This is a genomic window from Bacteroidota bacterium, assembly GCA_040388375.1.
Taxonomy (GTDB): Bacteria; Bacteroidota; Bacteroidia; order UKL13-3; family UKL13-3; genus JAAFJM01.
This window is the reverse complement of sequence record JAZKBU010000009.1, coordinates 97,350-119,792: the sequence shown is the minus strand read 5'-3', so window position 1 is coordinate 119,792 and position 22,443 is coordinate 97,350. Positions and strand designations below refer to the sequence as shown.

Here is a 22,443-nt window from a genome sequence, read left to right as displayed (position 1 = left end):
TTTTAGACTATTGAATTGATTTAAAATGCAAAAAATTTCATTAACACAAACAGGCTTATTACCTCCAATTACTGTTGATTACATTAATCAGGACGAAAAACTAAAATCATTTTATAAATATACCCCCAACATTGACTCCTTTGGTGAGGCTATAAAAAACAAAAATTATAACAATGCTACCAGAGCAGTTTTAGTTGATGTTTTGCTAAAGCAATATGCAGAAGCTGGTATTGAGCTAAATAATGAAACAAAGGCTCAAATAGAAAAAATTAAGAACAACAATACTTTTACTGTTACTACCGGCCACCAATTGGCTTTATTTACCGGCCCACTTTACTTTATTTATAAAATAGTAACCATTATAAATTTAGCGGAACAGTTAAAAGCAAAATATCCGGAACAACATTTTGTGCCTGTATTTTGGATGGCTAGTGAAGACCACGATTTTGAAGAAATAAGCACTGTACAATTATTTGGCAAACAAGTTAAATGGCAAAATGAAACCAACGGTAAACCCGTTGGCAGAGTAAATAACAAGGGTTTAGCACCTATAATTGATGAAATAGCGAGCATACTTGGTGAAAGACAACAATCAAAAAACTGGATTGAATTATTAAAAAAATGTTACAGTCCTGACGAAAACCTATCCGTAGCTACTAGGCGTTTGGTGTATGAGTTGTTTAAAAACGAAGGTTTGATAATTATTGATGCTGATAATGCTGACTTGAAAAAGGAATTGCAACCCGTTATTGAACAAGATGTTTTAAACCAAACTACATTTAAGGCTATTAAGGAAACCAATAAACGTTTAGAAGAATCCTATAAATTGCAGATAAACGGGAGAGAGGTTAACTTTTTTTATTTACACAACGAGTTTGGCCGTAAATTGATTAAACCCGAAAGTAATGGATATAAATTACAGGATACTTCAGTAGTTTTTACCAAAGAAGAAATGGCTGTGGAAATAGCTAATAATCCCGAAATGTTTAGCCCCAATGTAGTATTGAGGCCTGTTTACCAGGAACTTATTTTACCTAACTTAGCCTATATTGGAGGTCCAGCAGAAGTAGCCTATTGGTTACAACTGAAAAATGTTTTTGATACATTTAATATTGCATATCCTGTTTTAATGCAACGCAATTCATTTTTATTGTTAAACAAATCGATCAGTGATAAGGCGGAAAAAATGGGCTTAGCCCTTGTTGACTTATTTTTAAACGATAGTGAATTAGCCGATCTGTTTTTACAAAAACAATCGTCAAGTAATTTGCCAGAAGTAATCAATCAAATAGATACCCTTTTTCAAAGTATTATTGATGAGGTTAAAAATATAGACCAGGCTACTACAAAAGAAATACTTGCGTTAAAACTGGAAAATAAAAAACAATTAGGAACTCACCTGAAATCTTACAAAAAAGCACGTCAACAAAAGCAAGAAGACAATATTGAGAAATTGCTAAAGTTAAAAGAAAGACTTTTTCCTTTAGGTGTTTTTCAGGAACGCTCAGAGAATGTAATGATGTATGATTTAAATCCGTCTTTGCCTTTTATTAGCAAAGTAAAGCAACATGCCGATGCTTTTGATTTTTCATTACATATTATTGATGATTAACAGCTAATTGTTTAGCTGCTTCCCAAAGAATTACCCCGGCTGATACTGATATGTTTAAGGAGTGTTTGCTGCCAAATTGAGGAATTTCAATTACCCCATGGCTATTATCAATAACAGTTTGGCTTACCCCATCTACTTCATTACCGAAAACAAAAGCATATTTTTCGTTTAATTGAAATGATACTTCATGTAGCATTTGCGCATTAGCAGTTTGTTCAATACTTATAACAGTGTACTGTTCAGATTTTAAGATTTCCACCAGAGAATTAATATTTTCATAATGTTCCCATTTTACACTTTCTGTAGCCCCTAAAGCTGTTTTGAAAATTTCTTTATTAGGTGGCGTTGCCGTAATACCACATAAATATATTCTATCTACATTAAAAGCATCAGAAGTACGAAAAATGGAACCTACATTCTGAGCACTTCTCACATTATCAAGTATTACAGTGATATTTAGTTTAATAGCATTAAGATTCTCTTCAATAGTTTTTCTATTTAAGTCTGAGTTTTTGATTTTCTGGTTTAACATGCTGTAAAAACTATTTAAGCTGCAAAAACCTCATTAACATTAATAAAGTGACAATAAATATTTTACGTAAAGTGTACTAAATTAATGACAAAGTGATTGCGCTAATGTTGTTAAGATAAAATTATAAATTATCTTTGCAAAGTTAACTGATTTGTATAACAACTTTATTTAAATGAAAAAAACGGTAGGAATATTTATTTTGTTGGTTCTTGGAATAGGCATTCGTGTGTCTGCACAGAGAGGAAAACAAGCCACAAACTTAAGTGCCGATTTGCAAGTTGGTGTACCTTACATGTTTACAAATGTTGGAAACGATTTTAATAATTCATTTGCGGGTTCTCTTAGGTATTCGTTTTCTAGAGAGTTTTCTATTCAGGGACAATTAACACATTTAAACATAAGTGGAAGTAACTCTAGTGCAAATTCTTCTTTATTGGGAGGCTTTCCTGCTGCTAGTGATGGAAATATAAAATCATATAGCATGTCGAACGACATGTACAGCATTGTAGGTATGTTAAATTTAACACCCATACTAAAAAAGAATGACCAAGGTAAATTGAATCTATATGTTTACGCAGGTGGTGGGTTAATGTACCATGATGTAAGCTATACATTGGTTAATAATGTAGTTATTAAATTAAACGATACTTATACTTCTCCTTTTTATGTTTACCGTTTAGGTGCTCAGGCAAAATATTATTTAAACTATGCTTTTGATCTTTCTGGAGGAATAGCTTTTGACTACGTAGATACATATTGGTTAGATGGGGCTCCTAATGATGAAGGATACAATAATATTCTATCAATCAATGTAGGAATCAGCTACAAAGTTTTAGCCAATAAAAATAAAGATTTAATTGACTGGAATCTTAAACGTAAGAAAAAAGCCAAACCTGTTGAGAAAATACCGGTTATTAAAAAACCTATTGTTAAACCAACTCCACCGGTTACTGAAGTACCTAAAAAAGATACAACTAAATTGGCCGTTGTTACAAAACCAGTAGATTCGGTTAAAGTGGTTAAACCAATAGAAACAGTGAAAGAACCGGTTAAACAACCAGTAGCGGTAGTTCCTCCTACTCCAAAAGTAGAAAACACACCAAATACAAATCCGGCAGTAGCTAACTCAAATACAAGAAAAGAATTTGGAGAGCCAGATTCAGTTTATAATGTAGTAATGGGTTGCTATACAATTAGAAGCAGAATGTTTGCAGTGAGATTTAGAAATAAATTAATTGCTAAAGGATATGATGCAAAAGTATTTAGATCAAAAGGTTCGAGATATTATAGAGTAATGGCAATAAGTACGGGAGATAGACAATTAGCATTGAGTGTACTAAAAGAGTGCCGCGAGAATATAGAACCAAATGCATGGATGCATGTATACTATAAACATTAGTGTGTAGATAAAAGCCCCTTCTAGGGGCTTTTTTATTGCCACATAATTAATACTTTAGCAGTACGAAATTTTTCAATTAAAATTATGAAAAACTATTTATTTCTAATATTCTTATTTGTATCCACTTTGGTTTTTGGTCAGCAAAAAGACACTGATACTAAGGAGAAAGCGAAGGCTAAAGCAACCAAAACGGTGGATGACGATAAGCCTAAGCCAATTAATACAGGCGAGGGTAGGCCAAAGCCTATTGTTACCGGTGAAGAGAAAACAAATGAGAATGCTGTAATATTTCCTACCGAACCGATAAGCCGTTGGACTTTGGGTTTAAGTGTTGGAGGTAGTTATAATTTTTTTGATATTGAGCAAGATGTAGTTAATCCTGTTTTTGGAGGTTTCTTAAAATATTCAGCCAGTCCAATATTGGCATTTAGATTACAAGGTGTTTACGGTACCTATTCAGGTAAAAGTACAGAAACTGTAAAAAAAGATTATGGTTTTTCAAATAGCATTACACAGGTTGGAGTTAATGTTATGGTTAATTTAGGCACATTAAGCTTTAAGAAAAAACACCCCAACACCAATTTATACGCTTTTACAGGTTTATCAGTTGCATTTAGTGATGCCATCAGAGATAAGAAAATTGGAACAGCTACCACAAAAGGTACTTATACAGGAACTGATTTAGCAGTTCCTATTGGAGTAGGTATTAAATTTAAAATGAGCGAAGAAATTGATTTGGGAATAGAAACGGTTGTAAATGCAACGAAAACTGATAGCTTAGATATGTATGGTGGTGTGCAAAATTATCCTGATTTTTTTGGTTCATTTGCTGTAACTATTGGCTACAAGTTTGTTGGACAAAAACGTAAAACACATGCTGACTGGTATAATCCAATTAGTACCATGTACGAAGATTTAAGTAAAAAAGCAGCTCAGTCGCAGGATGAAATGAAAAAAGACTCAGACGGAGATGGAATTCCTGATTACTTAGATAACGAAAGCAATACAAAACCAGGTTATAAAGTAGATGTAAAAGGTGTGGCTCTTGATAGTGATGTGGATGGTATTCCTGATTCAGTTGATCCTGATCCTTTTGGATTTAACCAAATGTTGAGCACCTATTACCCAGCAGTAAATGTGAAAAATAATGCCTCTATAGATGTATTAGGTTTTAACGATTCAATACCGGAAGCAGAGTTTGTGACTTTAAGTGGCGATGGATATGGATTACCAGTGGTAACCTTTCCGCCTAATAAATACGATATACACGTAGAGCAATATCCGCTATTACACCAAATAGCCAGGATAATGACAGTTGATACCTCAGTTATGTTAGCCGTTATTGGCCATGCTGATAATAATAAACCGGATTTAACCCAATTAACCATTGCTGAAAAAAGAGCTTTGGCAGTTAAACGTCAGTTAACTAAAATATATGAAATAGATACCAAGCGAGTATTGGTATTTAGTGAACGCGATGTATTTGTTAGAAAGTATAAGCTAAATACAGAAGGTTTAGATAGAAAAGTGGAATTTAGACTGATAAGAAAAAAATAACGAAAAAAATATTTACTTAGAAAAACCTGTTCAATTCTTTTGGGCAGGTTTTTCTTATTTTAAGCAATTAAAATTATTGAAAAATACCCTTTGTAATTTGCTTTAAAAATACACAAATTTGCGCAGCAAAAAATAATCCATGGCAGTATATAAATTTAAGTTAACTTTTGAAGATTACGAGGATACTTACCGCGTAATTGAAATTAAGTCGAACCAAACATTTTTTGATTTACATAAAACAATTCTTGAGTCAATTGCATTTGACGATAAGCAATTAGCATCGTTTTATATGAGTAATGATACGTGGCGTAAGTTACAGGAAATTACTTTAGAGGATATGACGGATGATCCTGAAAATCCAATACCAGAAATGAAAACGGCTAAATTAAGTACTTATATAAATGACCCACATCAAAAAATTATTTATGTGTACGATTTTATGGCATTGTGGTCTATGCATTTAGAGTTGTTTGGTATTGAAATAAAAGAAAACCCTAAGTTTACCTATCCGCGTATTGGTAAATCAGTTGGATTAGCACCAAAGCAATACGATAAAGTACAAAAATTCGGCTTGGTTGATGACAATGAGTTTGACGAGATAACAAAAAATTATTTAGATAAAACAGAAGAAGCGGGTGGTGAAATAAGTGATGACGAAGCCGATGAATTTGGCTTGTTTGCAAAAGATAGTGATAGTGAAGAGGAGGAGGGAACAGAACCTGCTTCAGGTGGTGGATTAGACGAATATTAAACACACAAATAACTATAAAATGCAAGTTGATAACTTGCATTTTTTGTTTTTGAAATTATAGATTTTTTAGAGAGGTAAAATAACCAGAATAAATGACATTGAATTTAAAGCGTCCGTTAGTAATATTTGATTTAGAAACAACCGGAATAAGCATATCTACAGATAGAATTGTAGAAATGGCTACAGTGAAAATAGCAGTTGATGGAACAGAAGAAGTAAGAACCCAACGTTTTAATCCCACTATACCAATACCAGCCGAAGTTTCTGCTATACATGGCATATTTGACGAAGACGTAAAAGACATGCCTTTGTTTGCCGAAAAAGCCAAAGAATATACAGAGTATTTTAAAGGATGCGATTTTGGAGGATTTAACTCTAATAAGTTTGACTTCCCCATGTTGGTAGAAGAAATGTTACGTGCCGGGGTTGAGTTTGAAACCGAAGGCAGAAAATTTGTAGATGTGCAACGTATTTTTCATCAAATGGAACAACGTACATTGAGCGCAGCCTATAAGTTTTATTGCGATAAAACATTGGAGAATGCCCATAGTGCAGAAGCCGATACATTAGCTACATTAGAAGTGTTAAAGGCTCAAATTGCACGTTACGAAAGTTTGGGCAATGATATGGAATCGTTACACAAAGTAAGTGGACAAGGCAATTTGGTTGATTTAGCGGGCAGAATTGTACTAAACGATAAAGGATTAGAGGTATTTAATTTTGGAAAACATAAAGGTAAATCGGTTGCCGAAGTTTTTAAAAATGAACCGGGCTATTACCAATGGATGATGGACAATGATTTTTCATTAGATACAAAAAGAAAATTAACAAAAATAAAAATGCAGGGCTTTGGAGCCGGCAAAAAATAGAAAATAGATAAATGAACAAAACAGAACGTATAATGTTGTTTACACTGGCATCAATAAACTTTGTAAACATCATGGATTTTATGATAATGATGCCACTTGGTCCAAACCTAATCAGTACTTTTGGAATTACTCCAGCTGACTTTGGTTTGCTAGTATCTTCTTATTCAATAAGCGCGTTTATCTCAGGAATAGTAACCACTTTTATTATTAATAAATTTGACCGTAAAGACTATTTAATGCGGGTATTCATTGGTTTTTTAATAGGTACTTTTGCTTGTGGTTTAGCACCCACTTATATTACCTTGTTAATTGCCAGGTTTGCTACAGGTTTATTTGGAGGTGTTTTAGGAGCCATTATTTTAGCTATAGTAAGTGATGCTATCCCTTTTGAAAGACGTGGTCAGGCAATGGGATTTATTATGGCAGCTTTTAGTTTGGCTTCAGTAGCTGGTGTGCCTTTTGGTATATATATAGCTACCCATACAAAACAATATGATTTTTTAGGGTGGCATGCTCCCTTTTTGTTATTAGCCATATTGGGTATTCCGGTTTATTTTTTAGTAAGCAAATTTGTACCCCGCCAATCAAAAGAGCTTCAGTTGGCAGCAGCACAAATGGATGTAATGAAAAATATAAAAGCTATTTTTAGCAATAAAAATAATTTATTGGCATTATCATTTGGTGTGGTAATGATGATGGGACACTTTTGTATTATTCCTTTCCTAAGTCCTTACATGGTAAGCAATGTCGGTATGCGTGAAGAAGATTTACCTTTAATATATTTAGTAGGAGGTGGAGTTACCATATTTACATCACCATTAATTGGAAAGTTAGCTGATAAGTTTGGAAAGTTGGTTGTATTTATAAGCTTAGCTACGGTATACGTAATTCCTGTTTATCTTATTACCAATTTAGGGCCACATCCATTGTACATGGTATTAACTTTATCGGCTGTATTTTTTATATTTTCTGGTCGATTTATCCCTATGCAAGCAATGGTGACCGGAGCAGTTGATCCAAAAATAAGAGCCAGTTTTATGAGTTTCAATAGCTCAATTCAGCAGTTGGCAAATGGCGTAGCTGCATTTTTTGCAGGTGTTGTAGTTACCACTGTTGATGGCAAATTGGTACACTATGAAATATTAGGTTATTTTAGTGTGGGCATGGCTTTATTAAGTATATACATAGCTTCAAGATTGCGTTCAGTTGATGGTCAAAAATTCTAAATACGATTTTATAATTATTGGTGGTGGAATAGTTGGATTAGCTACAGCTTATCAGTTGCTGCAAAAAAACAAACAGTTACATATAGCAGTTATTGAAAAAGAAAGTGCTGTTGCTGCCCATCAAACAGGCCATAACAGTGGTGTTATTCATTCAGGATTATATTATAAGCCGGGTAGTTTAAAAGCACAAAATTGTTTGCAGGGCTACCAAATGATGATTGACTTTTGTACTACACACGATATTCCGTTTGAGTTATGTGGTAAGTTAGTAGTGGCAACCAATAAAGATGAAATAGTAGAATTAGATAAATTATACAATAGAGGTTTAGAAAATGGTTTGGTTAAAAATACCATTATAGAACAAGAACGGATAAAAGAGTTTGAACCCAATTTAAACGGTGTAAAAGCCATTCATGTACCTTATACAGGTATTATTGATTATACCGTTGTTTGTGAAAAGTTAGCTGCATTAATTGTGGCTGATGGAGCTGAAATATATTTAAACCATAAGGTTGAATCAATTGATACTTTTGATAGTTATTCTATTATTCATACCGCACAACAAACTTTCGAAACTAAACAATATATTAATTGTGCCGGCTTGTATAGCGATAAAGTAGCTGCACTAACCAAACCTAATTTAGATACTCGGATTATTCCCTTTAGAGGTGAATATTTTATGCTGAAGCCAGAAAAAAGGAAATTAATTAATAACTTAATTTATCCTGTACCAGACCCTAATTTTCCTTTCCTGGGTGTACATTTTACGCGTATGATAGATGGTGGAGTAGAGGCTGGGCCCAATGCGGTGTTTGCATTTAAGCGTGAAGGTTACCACATGAGCGATTTTGATTTTAAAGAAACAATGGAAAGCCTCGCTTGGCCCGGATTTAGAAAAGTAGCTTTAAAATATTGGAAAACAGGTATGGGAGAATTTTATCGTTCGTTTAGTAAAACAGCATTTACCAAAGCTTTGCAAAAATTAGTTCCTGCCATTCAGGAAGATGATTTAATACCGGCAGAAGCAGGCGTAAGAGCACAAGCTTGCGATAGGTTTGGTGGATTGATAGATGATTTTAAAATAATAGAAGAAGCCAATGCCATTCATATTTTAAATGCGCCAAGTCCGGCTGCTACGAGTAGTTTAAGTATAGGGAATACCATTGCTACCATCGCTTTGCAACGCGTGTAATTTGTTTTAGAAAATATAACGCGCTTCCATTCTGCCAACATGTAAAATAGTATCGCTTAAGCCCGAAACCCTGCCATCGTAATTAATATTTAACTGAATATTTTGCCCTATACGTTGTTGTAAATTTACATTCCATAGTTGGTTACGACCGGTGGTTAAACCTTGTAACATATCATAGCCTAAATTGCTGGCAGCTTCTCCGTTAAATGATACTTCGTATAAACTATAACGCGCACTTAAAACACCTATTTGGGTAAAGTTATAACGCATTTCAATACCTACTTCAGTTGTTTTACCTTTTTGCGAACCGTATGTTTGACTGTTCTGTGCTTCGCTATAACTGGCATTGAGTGTGGTTCTGAAATTTTTAGTAGCCTGGTAAATGAGTTTGGGCTTCCACTCATAGTAATTGTATTCGTAATTTTGTTGCGTAAAAAATTGCGATATATAACTACGTACACCAAAATTGTACAACAGGTTAATGGTCCATATTTCGTTCAGGTTCCAACGTGTATTAATGCCATTCTCTAATTTGCGTCTGCTATCAATACCATTGGTTAAAAATATTTTACTTTGGTTATCCTGTATGCTCCAGTCAGCACCAAAAGTGGTATTGCTTCGGTTAAAAAACAAAGTATTCCGGGCTACACTGTTTACGTTTATCAATGCGGTATCATTAAACTGATTGGCAAATGGATTGGCAAAATTAAAAGTGTTGTCGGCTACTATTTTTCGTTCAATGCGTAATCCTGATTGGTTATAGAATAAAGCAAAAAAGTGTTTAATGCCTTTTTGATTAAACCATACACTGGCCGGGTTTATATTTAAGGTTTGGTTAAACTGAACAGAGTTGGTTTTAATACTGGAGTTAGTAGGTAAAAATACACGTATAAAGTTAGCTATGTTCTTATCAGCAAAACTGGCAATTACAAACTCGTTTAATTGTTGCACATCGTCTTTGTTAAAGTCTTGCCATACATATATTCCTTGTCCTTTCGGTACTTCTATATAACTAAAATCCCTGCGTAGTTCATTGCCACTTCCTATTTGGTAATAAGTATTGGCTGTAAAAAAACGTTTGGCAAAACTATAGTCATACTCAATACGCGCCAGTATAGTTCTTTCAGGTTTTACATTGGTAAAAGCAGAGTCAACCAATTCGAAATTTCTGAAAGTAAAGTTTAAATTAAGTTTGTTACCATTAGTTTGGTTAAGTACCAAACTGGAGTTTACATTTTGAGCTATACTGTATAATTTAAAAGAAGTATTGTTTGCCTGTAAATCATTTCTATTGGTATAATCAAGTCGGTATTTAATACGTGTCGTGTCAGTATTTTGGAAAAAAGCATTACTTTGATTGTAAGCAAAACTACCGCTTAATAAGCTGTCGCCCGTTTTATAAAACTTGCTTTGCTCATTTGTATAATTAATGCCTAACTGGTGTTTAAATTGAGTTCGGATATAGCCGGCAGCGTATTTATTGGTTTGGTTTTGTGGTACGTTTAACAATAAATTTTTATCGTTAATATGGATGCTTAAAAACTCTGCATCTAATTTAAATTGATTGGTTAATGTATTAATTAAAGCACCTGTAGTATGTTGCAAACCAACATAACTGGTGTTTCTGTTATACATAGCAATCTGGTAGTAAACATTGCTTGTTTTATTGTATTGTAAACTTGTTCTGCCCGATACTATATGTTCATTATACCCTGTATCTTTAGTGCTGGTATTATTTAGCTGCCTGTTCCATATCCTGTCAAATTCCACATTCCGGTAACGCTCCACATACCTGAAATTATTATCAACCCATTCGTATTTAATCTGGTTGTTTACTTCCCATTTTTTGCTCCATTCTATATTGTTTTTTACATCAACTTTCACCCCATAACCTTTGTCGTTTTGTTTGTCAGCAGAACTAAATAAATTTCTGTTATAATCGCTTTGGGCTATTTCTACATTTATCTGGGTGTTTTTTATTTTTGAGAACTCCACTCCAGCAGTCATCATCTGCATTTGATTGGGAGCTGTTAATAAAATAACAGGTTCAAAATTACCTTGCTTTACACCGTTAATGGGTGCTACAAACTGAAATACCCTGCCATTGGCCGAAGAGGCTGATTGGATATAATTACCATTGTTGTTTCCAACATTGCTGTATTTTACTTCATAAAAAATAGAATCGTTTGCATCAGTATTGGTATAAACGTACACACCGGTAGAACCCAATGTATCAATAAGCCGATACAAAATTTTGGTATTGGTAAATGTGGCTACTCGGGTTGCACCACTTACTACAGCCTGGTTTAAATTATTGCCAACGCCAGCCAGTATTTTTTTATCACTATCCGTTAAGTTTTGTTGAAAGGGTTGGTCCTTATCATCCTGTTCCGTATAGTATGCTGCATGAATAGCATAATCTTTTGTTGAATACTGTGCCTGACTGGTAAAAATAGTACGTGCAAAGTTTCTATCGCTATACTGAAATTCAGCAACTATACGGCTATATTGGGTAATGATTCTTTTGGGTGTAAAGGTTAATTCACCACTGTTGTAATCAATAATATAATCGTTTTGTTCACCCCTGTTTAATTTTTCTCCATCCAAATAAATAGCTTCCGTACCCGAAATAAGTATAATAAACAACTCGCCATTGGCTCCTTGTAAACGATAAGGGCCTTGATTACCTTCAATAGCCGTAATAGTGTTCCGCGCAAAACGTCCGCGACTAATAGCCAGTTCTGCACCAACCTGTAAATTGCCTTTATTGCCTAAAGCAAATGCCGTCTGTGCTTGTGCCCCTCTCGATTTTTTATTGTAGTTTAAAAAGTAGCTTTCGCTTGGTTTACGCATTTCAAAATCGCCAATTACTACTTTTGTTTTGTCTTTACTTAATTGAATAAATACCTTGTCAAAGTCTTGCAGTTGCTGGGTGTTTCCTTCCGGTTGAATGGGGTTGTTATCGTCACTTATAGCAGCCAGCACATCAATTTCATTGTTTATTTTTCCACTTAACTGAAGGTTTAAATTGGAGTTCACCACCACATTTTGCGCATTACCTAAACCCAATCCACGCATAATACTTCCGTTTATTTTTAAGCCTTTGTCTTGCCCGCTAATAGCACTAAACTCATTTTCATTGGGAATGTACAAGAAAGGGTTTTTAGTTTCTTTGCCTTCTACGTCAATAATGTTGGTTGATTTTTGTAAGTATACCTGGCTTAAATTAAAGTTACTGGCTCCGTATTTAACATCAACCACAGTTCCTTTTGGTATTTTTAAATTGATTAGGGCTCTGTAATAATAATTTATTCTAAAATCTATGCCTTCCACATAACTAGTTTGTGCGGTGCTGATTTTGATAGAGTTTTTTTGAATACTGTTGGAATCAAGCGTAATACTATCATTTGTAAGTAAAATAGATTTGAATCTATTTTGGGCATTTAAAGTGCCACACACACAAATGATAACTATTAGCAGTAGCTTACGCATTAAGGCAAATAAACGAAAAAACACCAAATAAAGTGTTACCCTGTTCATTATGCTTTGAGGGTCAATTATTAGTGTAAACAACTAATTTTATTCATTTTACTTAGCTTTTATTGGCTTAATAGTTTATGCATTTTCAATTTATAATGCTTTTATTTGCCCTTTCAATTATGACAAATAATAAAGAGTGGTTTGCTGATTGGTTTAACTCGCCTTACTATCATATACTGTATAAAGACCGTGATTATACAGAAGCAGAAATGTTTCTAAATAATGTAATAGCGTTCTTTAATATGCCTCAAAATGCACACGTTATTGATTTGGCTTGTGGTAAAGGTAGGCATTCCGTTTTTTTGAATAAAGCAGGTTTTAATGTATTGGGTGTTGATTTATCAGCCAATAGTATTGCTTTTGCCAAACAGTTTGAAAATGAAACATTGCATTTTGCTGAGGCAGATTTACGTTGCCTGAACAGGAACAATGAATTTGACTATGCCTTTAACTTGTTTACCAGCTTTGCTTACTTTAAATCAGATACCGAAAACCATGAAGTATTACACCAGTTTAATGCTTGTTTAAAACCCAATGGTTTTTTATTACTCGATTTTTTTAATGCTGAAAAAATTAAGTTGAGACGAAACTGTGTTGATACCAAAGAAATAGAAGGAATCACTTTTCATACCTCTAAAGAAATTGCTGATAATAAAATTTATAAAACAATAAAGTTTGAAGCCGAAGGAGAAAAACATAGCTACCAGGAAGAAGTGCAGCTATTGCTTTTAGCCGATTTTGAAAAATTGTTTGAAGATACTAATTTTAAAATAATTAAAGTTTTTGGTAATTATAGTTTAGAAAATTTCGATGCTACAGAAAGTGACAGGTTGATTTTTATTGCACAAAAAAAATAATACATGGAGGAAATACTGGCACTTGATAAACAATGGTTTTTAGCTATAAACAATGGCTTGGCTAGTCCTTTTTTAGATTGGTTGTGTCCAATATTGCGAAACCAGGCTGTTTGGTATGTGCCTTATGCTTTGCTGGTTTATTTTTTTTACAAAAACTATGGTATAAACACTTGGAAAATATTGTTGGTTGTTGCCTTAATGATTTTTGTAAGCGATCAATTTAGTGCTAATTTAGTTAAGAAAACATTTATGCGTATAAGACCTTGTAGTGAACCCGGTTTGCAGGGAATGGTAAGGCATTTAATAAGCAGTTGTAATGGATATAGTTTTGTATCTGCTCACGCAACCAACCATTTTGCGTTGGCATTGTTTTTAATTTATTATTTTAAACACATAAGCTTATGGGTTATTCCTGTTGCTATTGTGTGGGCCTTAGCTATTTCATTCTCGCAAATATATGTTGGCGTTCATTACCCATTAGATGTAATTTGTGGCGGATTAATTGGTGTTTTATTTGGTATTTCTTTCGCAAAGTATAGCTTAAAATATATAAAGCCTGCTTTAATTAATAATATAAAAGAATGAGTTTTTTATTTTTGTTTATCCTTTTTCTTTCGCCTTTTTTAGGGTCAATGGCCGCTATTAATTCAGGCAAATACGATGAGAAAAAATTAAAATTGTTATTGTCGTTTGCGGGAGCTTATTTGTTTTCAATAACCATTGTAAGTTTAATGCCGGAGGTATATTCCAATGCCAATAAATACACCGGTGTTTTTATTTTAGCCGGATTTTGGTTTCAGATTTTACTCGAAAAATATTCAAAAGGAATTGAACACGGGCATTTTCACTTACACGATGTAGTAAAGAAACACGTGGTTCCCTTTGGTATTATTATCAGCATGTGTTTACACAGTTTTTTAGAAGGAATACCATTGGGTGCATTTATGCAAGACAATGCATCTATTAGTTATTCATTGCTGGCAGGAATTGCATTACATGAATTTCCTGCTGCATTTGCGTTGGCTGTTATTTTAAAAGGATTACAAATTAATAACAAGCTTATCATTGGTTTGATGATAACGTATAGTTTAGCTTCGCCTACAGGAGCCATATTAAGCTATAGTTTAAATTACTCTGTTCCCGATTTTGTTTTTAACCAGTTTATGGCTTTTGTTATAGGTACTTTTTTACATATTTCTACTACCATATTATTCGAATCGTCAGAGCACCATAAGTTTTCTACTTATAAGACCTATGCGGTTTTAGCGGGTGTTTTATTGGCCTTAGTGGTTGTTTTTTCGTCTTGAGAAGTTGGGCTATCCAAGTAAGGTGTGTATAATAAATTGCATTAAATAAATTTTATTTGTTTAATTTGGTTGAATACAAAATTTAAAATTTAGCACTTAAACATGTCAACAGCGGTCAGTTTTATTATTATAATTTTAGTCATTACTGTTACGTTTAATGTTTTTTACCTCACTTTTTTTGGTGTTCTATCCGTATTTAGATCAAATAAAGTAAAGGAAGGAAATAAACATTTGTATAAATATGGTGTCATGGTTATTGCTTATAAAAATGACAAAGTAATTTTAGAGAGTGTTACCCAAAATTTATTGCAAAATTATAGTAAGGATAAGTTCGATATTATAGTGGTGGGTGATGGTTTATTACAGGAAACAATTGCAACTTTAAAACAAATGCCTATTAAAATAATAGAGTTGCATTTACCTTATCCGACCAAAGCCAACAGTATACGCGAAACAGAAAATTTGCTGCGCAATAGCGATTACGATTATGTTGTTTTATTAGATATTGACAATGTAATGGAAGTTGATTTTTTGAAGAAACTGAACAATGAAATTGAAAAAGATATTCCATTGATACAAACTCATAGAATGGCTAAAAATTTAGATACTCCCATAGCCATTTTAGATGCCTTCAGTGAAGAAATTAATAACTCCATATTTAGGCAAGCCCATCAGAATATTGGTTTACAAACCGCATTAATTGGTTCAGGAATTGTATTTGAGCGCCAGTTTTTTTTGAGCGATATTTTAAATATACAAGCCGTTGGCGGATACGATAAAGAGATTGAATTGTTGTTAGCCAAACAAAAATTAAAAACTAAATATTGTCCAACGGTTAATCTGTATGATGAGAAAACACGGTTTTTAGATGATTTGAATAAACAACGTACACGTTGGTTTTCAGCCCAGTTTTTCTACTTACGCAAAAATGTTTTGCAATCTATTTACCAAATGTTGTTTAAAGGTAATATAAACTATGTAAATAAAATTTTGCAGTTTACTTTATTACCTAAAATATTCACGTTGGTTTTATGTTTTATAATGCCTTTTATAACCTACTTTTTTTATGAGCCATTGTTTGTTTTAAGCGTTATAAATGCTATAGCCATTATTATTACAGCATCTATTAGTTTGCCACGTAAGTTTTATAGCATGCAATATTTTAGTGCACTGCAAAAGCTACCTTTGGTGTTTTTTTCAATGGTAAAAGGAATGACTAAATTGAAAGGAGCCAATCGCTCCTTTATTGCTACTCCGCATCATACTGATGAAAAGGAAAATAATAAATAAAACGTATTACGCTTTTTGACCCGCCAGTAAATACATAACAGCCATTCTAATGGCTACACCGTTTTCAACCTGATCTAAAATAATAGCATGTTTGCTGTCGGCTACTTCGCTGGTAATCTCAACCCCTCTGTTAATAGGCCCAGGGTGCATAATAACTATTTCTTTGTTTAATGAATCAAGGCGTTCTTTATCCAATCCATACAGCATACTATATTCACGTAACGATGGAAAGTATTTAATATCCTGACGTTCTAACTGAATACGAAGCATATTAGCCACATCGCACCAGTTTAAAGCTTTCATTAAATTGTTTTCGACCAATACCCCTAAACTTTCAATGTGTTTTGGTATAAGTGTACTTGGCCCACATACCATTACTTCTGCGCCTAATTTTTTTAAGCAAATAATATTGGAAAGGGCCACACGCGAGTGTAAAATATCACCTACTATAACTATTTTTTTTCCTTGAACAGTTCCCAGTTTTTCTCTTATAGAAAAGGCATCGAGTAAAGCTTGTGTGGGGTGTTCATGAGTACCGTCTCCGGCATTTATTATACTTGCATTAATGTGTTGTGAAAGAAACATGGCCGCACCCGGTGCCGGGTGGCGCATAACTACCATGTCAACTTTCATGGCTAAAATATTATTAACCGTATCAATCAGTGTTTCACCTTTTGAAACCGATGACGATGATGCAGAAAAATTGACAATATCAGCGCTTAAGCGTTTTTGTGCTAATTCAAATGAGATACGGGTTCGGGTAGAGTTTTCGAAAAATATATTGGCAATAGTAACATCACGCAATGAAGGAACTTTTTTAATAGGCCTATTGATAACCGTTTTAAAGTTATCTGCGGTTTCAAATATTAGCTCAATATCGGTAGGGTTAATATCTTTTATTCCTAACAAGTGCTTTTGCGTAAACTTTTTCATTGATGTTTTTTACTGTTTGTTATAATAGGCATTTACTAACTTGGTTGTAGTTTAGGTATAGCTTTAACTACTTACAATCATGGCTAAATCTGCTTTGTTATTTTCTTTCCATTCCACTTTTACTTTATCATTAGCTCTTGTATCTACAGTTATGCCCGTATAGTCAGGCTGAATAGGTAAGTGTCGGCTATATCGCCTGTCAATTAATACCATCAATTCCACTTTATCTGGTCGGCCAAAATCAACCAAAGCATCCAACGCGGCACGTATGGTACGCCCAGTGTACAATACATCATCAATTAAAATTACTTTTTTGTTTTCAACCGTAAAATTAATATTCATGGCATTAGGTACTATTTGCTCATTGCCTCTTCTAAAGTCATCTCTGTAAAAGGCAATATCCAACTCTCCGTAAAGTATGTTTGTATTGTTGGTTATTTCATGAAGCCTTTTAATTACCCGTCTGGCTAAAAAAATGCCTCTGGGTTGCAATCCTATAATAGCAGAGTGGTTAAAATTGCCATGTTTTTCAATAAGCTCATAACAAAGCCTGTCAATTACAATGCTGAATTGCTTTTTCTCAAGGATAGTTTTGGCGTTCATCAGTTTATAGTGCGAATGTAAATACGCTTTTTATGGTGTAAAAATATTATTTAATCATAGAAATACAATTAAAACAAATTTTGTTATTCCGTAACTTGTAAACCAAGTGTTTTCAATGTGTTTTCTTTATCTAATGCCAATTGATTTTTTAAAGTTTCTAATCCATCAAATTTCTCTTCGTTCCTTAGTTTCAAAGCAAATTCAATGGTGATGGTTTCGCCATAAATTTCTTTGGCAAAATTAAAAATGTTTACTTCAATACTTCGGCCTTTGTTTTCAATGGTAGGGTTATTGCCAATGTTTAACATGCCTCCGTATTTAATATTGTTATGCCAAACCCACACAGCATAAACGCCATCTGTTGGAATCAGTTTAAAAGTATTGTCAACTTCAATATTAGCGGTTGGATAACCAATTGTTCTGCCAAGCTGTTGTCCTTTAACTACTGTACCTTCTAAAACATAATTAGTGCCTAAATATTTTTTAGCAGTGATTATATCATCATTTAATAAAGCTGTTCTTATTTTAGTTGAGCTAACCGCTATATCATCAATATCCTGCTCAGGTATTTCCTCTACTTCAAACCCATAAAGTGAAGAATATTCTTTTAAGTGCTCAAACGAGCCTTCCCTGTTTTTACCAAATCGGTGGTCGTAGCCAATAACCAAGGTATGCGTATGCAGTTTGTTTACCAGTATATCCCTTATAAATTGCTCAGAGCTTTGTCTTGAAAATTCTTTGGTAAAAGGAATAACCAATAAGTGGTCAATACCTGTTTTTTCTAATAAATGTATTTTCTCCTTGAGTGTACTTAATAATTGCAAGCCATGGTCGCTAGGAAATAGAACCATTCTGGGATGAGGCTCAAAAGTCATGAGCACCGTTTCCCCATTTTTTTGTTTGGCTAATTGCTTAAGTCTTTCAATTATTTTTTTATGTGCTAAATGAACACCGTCAAAAGTGCCTTGACTAACAATGGCATTTTTAATGGGGGGTAAATCATTTATGTTATAGTAAACTTTCATGTTAGTAGAATTTTTTGAAGCCTATTAAATCCCTTGCTTCTGCTATTGTTTTAGAGGCACTTTCCATTGCTTTGTCTCTACCCGTTTTAGCAATTTTATTTAACGATGCTTCATCTTCCATAATAGCATCAATTTGTTTTTTTATAGGTGAAACAAACTGTACCATATCTTCAGCCAATTGTTTTTTCATATCGCCATACCGAATACTGCAATCGGCAAAAGTATTTTTGTAATGTTCAATTACATCGTTAGCCGAAACAAGTTGCATTAAATCAAATAAATTTTGAACGGCCTGGCTGGGTGTAGCGTTTGGTTCCGTTGGAGCCACATCGCTTACCGCTTTCATTATTTTTTTTCTAACCAGGGCTTCATCATCTATTAAATTAATAACGTTTGCATCACCATCACTTTTACTCATTTTACCTCCCCCTTGTAAGCCAGGAACTTTAACCAAATTGTTGCCGTAGTTAAAAGCCTGCGGTTCCGGAAATAATTCATGTTCATATATTCGGTTAAATCGGTTGCCAAAAGTTCTGGCCATTTCCAGGTGTTGCTCCTGGTCTTTACCTACAGGTACTTTAACCGCTTTATGAATAAGTATATCGGCTGCCATTAAAACAGGGTAAGTAAGTAATCCTGCATTAATATTGTCAGGATGCAATTTGGCTTTTTCTTTAAATGATGATACCCTTTCCAATTCACCTTTATAAGCGTGCATATTCAATAGCAAATACAGTTCAGCTATTTCCGGTAAATCACTTTGAATATAAATGGTACACGCCTCAGGGTTAATACCACAGGCTATATATTCAGCTAATACCTGTTTGACATTTTTGTGTAAACTTTTAGGATTTGGATGTGTTGTGAGCGAGTGGTAGTCTGCTATAAAAAAATAGCAATTATATTCATGCTGCATCTTTATAAAATTTTTAACAGCACCCATATAGTTGCCTAAATGTAAGTTTCCTGTTGGTCTGATACCACTTACAACAATTTCTTTTTTCATCTAAATTTCTTTTTTCAAAAACGGTGGTGCAAAATAGTTGTTTATACCCAATAGTCCATTTACTAATTGTAAGGGTTTGTTTTTTAAAAACTTATTCTATTTTTGACTTGATATAAAAAAATTATGAAAAAATATTTTACTATTTTACTAGTCTGTTTAATTGTTACCTTAAAAGCACAAGTTAATAAAACATCACTCAAAAATTATTTACACGAATTAGGTTACAAATGGATAACAGAAGAGCAGTTATTTATCAATAGTTCGCATACGGATAAACAAACACAAATAACCCATATTTATTTTAAACAACAATTTCAAAATAGCGAAATTTACAATACCCAAAGCAGTATTCACTTAGATAAAAATGGAAATATATTTAATAAAAACCTGTTTTTATTAAATACTGCAGAAGTAGCAAATAGTACAAAATACGATGCCAGCCAGGCTTTAAATGTGGCTTTAAATGAGGCGAGTATTCCAAATAAAGCATTAAACAAAGCAATTATTTTGCAAGATAACAAGTTTGAAATTGAAGATAAAGCGATGTCAAGCGAGGCCGTTAAAGGAAAGTTAGTTTATTTTATAAAAGACAATAAACTGTTTTCAGCATGGCAAATTGAAGTATTGAATGACGAAACCAGCGATTGGTTAGATTTGGTTATTGATGCCGCTGACGGTTCAATTATTCACAAATCAAATTACACCACTAAATGTAATCCGGCTGAAATGGCTGCTTCAAAACAAAACAAACCCTATTATTTTAATTTTGATGATGAGCCTAGTTTAGGCAAGGCTGATGCCGGAGGAACATACAGAGTATTTCCAATACCATTAGAAAGCCCGGCAAGAGGTAGTAGAAAATTAGTGAGTAACGCATATGATGTTGTGGCATCGCCTTACGGATGGCACGATGACAATGGAGTTGCCGGAGCAGAATATACCATTACAAGAGGTAATAATGTATGGGCTAAAGAAGATACTTTGGCGACCAATGGCACCGATGGTTATTCACCGGATGCAGGCGCTAATTTGGTTTTTGATTATGATTATACCTTAGGAGGAAGCCCAAGAGGAAATTTAAATGCAGCCATTACCAATTTGTATTTCTGGAATAATACCATACATGATGTATTTTATCATTATGGTTTTGATGAAGAATCAGGTAATTACCAAAGTACAAATTATACCAACAAAGGCGAAGGAGACGATTTTGTTTTTGCCGATGCACAAGATGGAAGTGGAACCAACAACGCAAATTTTTCAGCTCCTGCAGATGGAACCAATGGCCGTATGCAAATGTATTTATGGGTAAATGGAGCCACTGCAACCAAAAATGTACAAATTGAAGCACCTGCTGCTATTGCCGGTAAGTATGATGCAGTACAGTCAAGTTTTGGACCTAAGTTAGGTGTATATCCTATAACAGGCCAACTAGTATTGGTAAACGGAGGCGGAACAAAACCGGCTGAAGGCTGTACCACTCCATTGGTAAATGCAACTGAAGTAAACGGAAAAATTGCCTTAATAGACAGAGGCACTTGTGGATTTGTAACCAAAGTAAATGCAGCACAACAAGCAGGAGCTATAGCTGTTATTGTATTTAACAACAGTTCACAAGCTATTTATGCTATGACAGGCAGTGGTTCAAGTGGAATTACAATTCCTTCCGTAATGATGAGCCAGGCAGACGGTGTTAAAATAAAAAAATATTTAGACTCGGGAATAGTTACTTTAAGCTTATACGATTCATCAACAGTATCAGCTACATCACCTACTTACGATAGCGATTTTGACAATGGCGTAATTGCCCACGAATACGGACACGGTATTTCAGGCCGTTTAACGGGTGGTGCAGCTAACTCATCGTGTTTAACCAATCAGGAACAAGCAGGAGAGGGTTGGAGCGATTTCTTTGCTTTGGTTTTAACATCAAAACCATATGAAACTACATTAGCGAGTAGAGGAATGGGAACACATTTAATTAACCAGGATACAAACGGTTTAGGAATACGTAACTATAAATACAGCAGAAACATGACTATAAATCCTGCTACCTATAATAGTATTAAAACATTTGCAATACCACATGGCGTTGGTTTTGTTTGGTGCAGCATGTTGTACGATATGTACCTTGCCATGATAGACCGATACGGTTTTGATGAAAATGTATACACAGGTAACGGTGGAAACAATAAAGCATTAAGATTAGTAGTAGAAGGTTTAAAATTACAACCATGTAACCCCGGTTTTGTTGATTCTAGAAATGCTATTTTAAAAGCAGATTCTATCTTAAATGGCAATGCCAATAAAGATATTATTTGGAAAGCATTTGCAAGAAGAGGCCTTGGTTTTTCTGCTTCGCAAGGTGCTGCCAGTTCAAGATCAGATGGAACGCAGGCATTCGATTTACCAACAGATTTATCAAATAGTGTTACAGAACAAAATGCAACCATTGGTATTAAATTATTTCCTAATCCTAGTAACGGCAAATTCTCTATTAACGCACCTAATAATTTAGGAGTTTGCGAATACACTATATTTGACATTAGTGGTAAAGAACTTCAAAGTTCAACTATTAATATTAGCGAAAGCACAAGCGATTTAGATATTTCATTCTGCAAAGCAGGTATTTATTTAATAACCATAAAATCAAATGAGGGTAGCGTTACCAAGAAATTGATAATTGAATAAGCATTGATTTTATTACAAATAAAAAAGTCCATTTACAATTTAGTAAATGGACT

General features: G+C 33.9%; 18 protein-coding genes. 12 read left to right on the top strand and 6 right to left on the bottom strand.

The annotated features are described in order from the left end of the window. Window positions 1–25 precede the first annotated feature (25 nt). Window positions 26–1,612 carry a bacillithiol biosynthesis cysteine-adding enzyme BshC gene (gene bshC / locus V4538_14365; GenBank protein MES2382226.1) on the top strand — a complete coding sequence of 529 codons (1,587 nt, stop codon included), beginning with the start codon at window positions 26–28 and terminating at the stop codon, window positions 1,610–1,612. Here the strand turns inward: bshC and V4538_14360 are convergent. Further along, the gene (locus V4538_14360) at window positions 1,599–2,144 is read right to left on the bottom strand and encodes an RNA methyltransferase (protein MES2382225.1); all 546 of its coding nucleotides are present in this window, start codon (window positions 2,142–2,144) and stop codon (window positions 1,599–1,601) included. The two genes, bshC and V4538_14360, sit on opposite strands and share 14 nt — an antisense overlap. Window positions 2,145–2,316: 172 nt before the next feature. On the opposite strand from V4538_14360, the gene V4538_14355 reads away from it, so the two are divergent. From V4538_14355 to lhgO, 6 genes are all read left to right on the top strand, one after another. Continuing rightward, window positions 2,317–3,543 (top strand): hypothetical protein, encoded by a 1,227-nt coding sequence (locus V4538_14355; GenBank protein ID MES2382224.1) that lies wholly within the window; start codon window positions 2,317–2,319, stop codon window positions 3,541–3,543. An 84-nt stretch (window positions 3,544–3,627) separates the two neighbouring features. Next, the gene (locus V4538_14350) at window positions 3,628–5,100 is read left to right on the top strand and encodes a DUF6089 family protein (GenBank protein ID MES2382223.1); all 1,473 of its coding nucleotides are present in this window, start codon (window positions 3,628–3,630) and stop codon (window positions 5,098–5,100) included. Window positions 5,101–5,239: 139 nt separating this feature from the next. Then, complete coding sequence (locus V4538_14345; protein ID MES2382222.1) at window positions 5,240–5,851, top strand: hypothetical protein; 612 nt, start codon at window positions 5,240–5,242, stop codon at window positions 5,849–5,851. A 92-nt stretch (window positions 5,852–5,943) separates the two neighbouring features. Then, window positions 5,944–6,720, top strand: coding sequence for a 3'-5' exonuclease (locus V4538_14340; GenBank protein MES2382221.1), 777 nt, complete (start codon window positions 5,944–5,946; stop codon window positions 6,718–6,720). An 11-nt stretch (window positions 6,721–6,731) separates the two neighbouring features. Further along, window positions 6,732–7,946, top strand: a complete 1,215-nt coding sequence (locus V4538_14335; protein MES2382220.1) for an MFS transporter — start codon at window positions 6,732–6,734, stop codon at window positions 7,944–7,946. Beyond that, complete coding sequence (lhgO, locus tag V4538_14330) at window positions 7,930–9,138, top strand: L-2-hydroxyglutarate oxidase (GenBank protein MES2382219.1); 1,209 nt, start codon at window positions 7,930–7,932, stop codon at window positions 9,136–9,138. Before V4538_14335 ends, lhgO begins: the two co-directional genes overlap by 17 nt. Window positions 9,139–9,144: 6 nt before the next feature. Here lhgO and V4538_14325 read toward each other — a convergent pair whose 3' ends face one another. Beyond that, on the bottom strand, window positions 9,145–12,678 hold the full coding sequence (locus V4538_14325) for a hypothetical protein (protein MES2382218.1): 3,534 nt from the start codon (window positions 12,676–12,678) through the stop codon (window positions 9,145–9,147). A gap of 119 nt (window positions 12,679–12,797) precedes the next feature. On the opposite strand from V4538_14325, the gene V4538_14320 reads away from it, so the two are divergent. From V4538_14320 to V4538_14305, 4 genes are all read left to right on the top strand, one after another. Then, window positions 12,798–13,535 carry a class I SAM-dependent methyltransferase gene (locus V4538_14320; GenBank protein MES2382217.1) on the top strand — a complete coding sequence of 246 codons (738 nt, stop codon included), beginning with the start codon at window positions 12,798–12,800 and terminating at the stop codon, window positions 13,533–13,535. A 3-nt stretch (window positions 13,536–13,538) separates the two neighbouring features. Next, entirely contained in the window at window positions 13,539–14,120 is a 582-nt protein-coding gene (locus tag V4538_14315; protein MES2382216.1) for a phosphatase PAP2 family protein, read from the top strand. Continuing rightward, window positions 14,117–14,842 (top strand): ZIP family metal transporter, encoded by a 726-nt coding sequence (locus tag V4538_14310; protein MES2382215.1) that lies wholly within the window; start codon window positions 14,117–14,119, stop codon window positions 14,840–14,842. Before V4538_14315 ends, V4538_14310 begins: the two co-directional genes overlap by 4 nt. A 102-nt stretch (window positions 14,843–14,944) precedes the next feature. Then, on the top strand, window positions 14,945–16,132 hold the full coding sequence (locus V4538_14305) for a glycosyltransferase family 2 protein (protein ID MES2382214.1): 1,188 nt from the start codon (window positions 14,945–14,947) through the stop codon (window positions 16,130–16,132). A 6-nt stretch (window positions 16,133–16,138) separates the two neighbouring features. Here the strand turns inward: V4538_14305 and V4538_14300 are convergent, their stop codons facing one another. The 4 genes from V4538_14300 to trpS form a co-directional block, all read right to left on the bottom strand. After that, window positions 16,139–17,065 carry an aspartate carbamoyltransferase catalytic subunit gene (locus V4538_14300; GenBank protein ID MES2382213.1) on the bottom strand — a complete coding sequence of 309 codons (927 nt, stop codon included), beginning with the start codon at window positions 17,063–17,065 and terminating at the stop codon, window positions 16,139–16,141. 63 nt (window positions 17,066–17,128) lie between these two features. Next, a complete protein-coding gene (pyrR, locus tag V4538_14295) occupies window positions 17,129–17,668 on the bottom strand; it encodes a bifunctional pyr operon transcriptional regulator/uracil phosphoribosyltransferase PyrR (protein MES2382212.1) in 540 nt (179 codons plus the stop codon). Window positions 17,669–17,751: 83 nt separating this feature from the next. Next, window positions 17,752–18,693: a bifunctional riboflavin kinase/FAD synthetase gene (locus V4538_14290; protein ID MES2382211.1), complete on the bottom strand. Its 942-nt coding sequence runs from the start codon at window positions 18,691–18,693 to the stop codon at window positions 17,752–17,754. A gap of 1 nt (window position 18,694) precedes the next feature. Next, complete coding sequence (gene trpS, locus V4538_14285) at window positions 18,695–19,699, bottom strand: tryptophan--tRNA ligase (protein ID MES2382210.1); 1,005 nt, start codon at window positions 19,697–19,699, stop codon at window positions 18,695–18,697. Between the two features lie 123 nt (window positions 19,700–19,822). Here trpS and V4538_14280 point away from each other — a divergent pair, with 123 nt between their 5' ends. After that, window positions 19,823–22,390, top strand: coding sequence for a T9SS-dependent M36 family metallopeptidase (locus tag V4538_14280; GenBank protein MES2382209.1), 2,568 nt, complete (start codon window positions 19,823–19,825; stop codon window positions 22,388–22,390). The last annotated feature ends 53 nt before the right edge of the window (window positions 22,391–22,443 follow it).